The organism is Francisella noatunensis subsp. noatunensis (assembly GCF_009823375.1).
Classification (GTDB): domain Bacteria; phylum Pseudomonadota; class Gammaproteobacteria; order Francisellales; family Francisellaceae; genus Francisella; species Francisella noatunensis.
The window spans coordinates 1-1120 of the sequence record NZ_WBSX01000179.1 but is presented as its reverse complement, the minus strand read 5'-3'; the positions used below and the strand labels follow the sequence as shown (position 1 = coordinate 1120).

The window sequence follows — 1120 nt, the reverse complement described above, 5'->3', positions numbered from 1 at the left end:
TTGATTTAGACGAATGTAAAATAAAAGTAGTTAAAGGGAAAGGTTCAAAAGATAGAATAGTTCCGTTTCCTAAATCATTTAAGGAAATATTAGGGCTGCATATTGATAACTCTTTAAAGAAAAATGCAAAATATTTATTTGAATCTAATAGAAGAACAAAGTTTACGGATAGGGGTGTAAGGAAAATAATGCAAAAGTATACCGAATTAGCAGGTATAAAAAACTCCATTTCTCCTCATACGTTAAGACATTTCTTATTTACTTGGTTAAAGAAGAAAGGTATAGATGATACACTTATACAGCCATATTCTGGGCATGACAGTAGGCTATCTTTAGAAATGTATTCAAAGTTATCACTTAGTGATTGCCAAGATGTATATGATAGTAAAATTAAAGATTTTCCATTTTAAAAATGTGGCCCCTCAGCGCACGTAGGTTAGCCAATGTCCACTTAGCATCTTTTTTTAAGAGTAAGTTCTTCGCAGTTCTTTAGATTATATATATCTCCTTTTAAAGACATATTATATCCAGTTTCTCGTGGTAAGTTTTCCTCTTTATACCACATTGAAGGTGATAGTATTTCTGAAGAAGAGAAAATAAAAGGACTAGAAATATTACTGTAGATATCAAACTTAGAATTTGACGTAACTACGGAGCACATATCTCTATATTTCACCAATATTCGATTTTTTTTGTTAAACTTATCCTGGTATTCAGAAAACCAATTATTTAGTGTATCTACAATTTTACAACTAATTCCATACCTACTAAATTGGTGAGCAGTTATATCAACAGCAAAGGTTTTTATGACATTGTCAAGTGTCTCAATTGAAGCTATTACTATAAAATGATTTATGGGCGGGTTATATGAACTACTACCATTAACCCAAATACCAAGTTCGGCTATAGAACATTTATATTTTTCTTTTAAAATTCCTACTGCCATTTTTGCAGCGGCCTCGCAAGATTCTGTAGGTGAATGATAATATGCTTTAATTGTTTTATCTCTCATGATAAGTCCATGAATATCAGATATGATATATCGTTCTTCTGTTGTGGGCGGTATGAATTTACATTGGGTCATATTATTTTCGATTACAAATTTGTAAAATATAAATTT

Annotated in this window: 2 protein-coding genes; one reads left to right on the top strand and one right to left on the bottom strand. The window is 30.6% G+C overall.

Annotated features, from left to right (window positions below; translation table 11 throughout):
* On the top strand, nucleotides 1–410 hold a 410-nt coding region (locus F8C69_RS10160; RefSeq protein WP_159185049.1), incomplete at its 5' end, for a tyrosine-type recombinase/integrase.
* A gap of 41 nt (nucleotides 411–451) precedes the next feature.
* On the opposite strand, the gene F8C69_RS10155 is transcribed toward F8C69_RS10160, so the two are convergent.
* Nucleotides 452–1120: hypothetical protein (locus F8C69_RS10155; RefSeq protein ID WP_234393294.1), on the bottom strand; the 669-nt coding region annotated here is incomplete at its 5' end.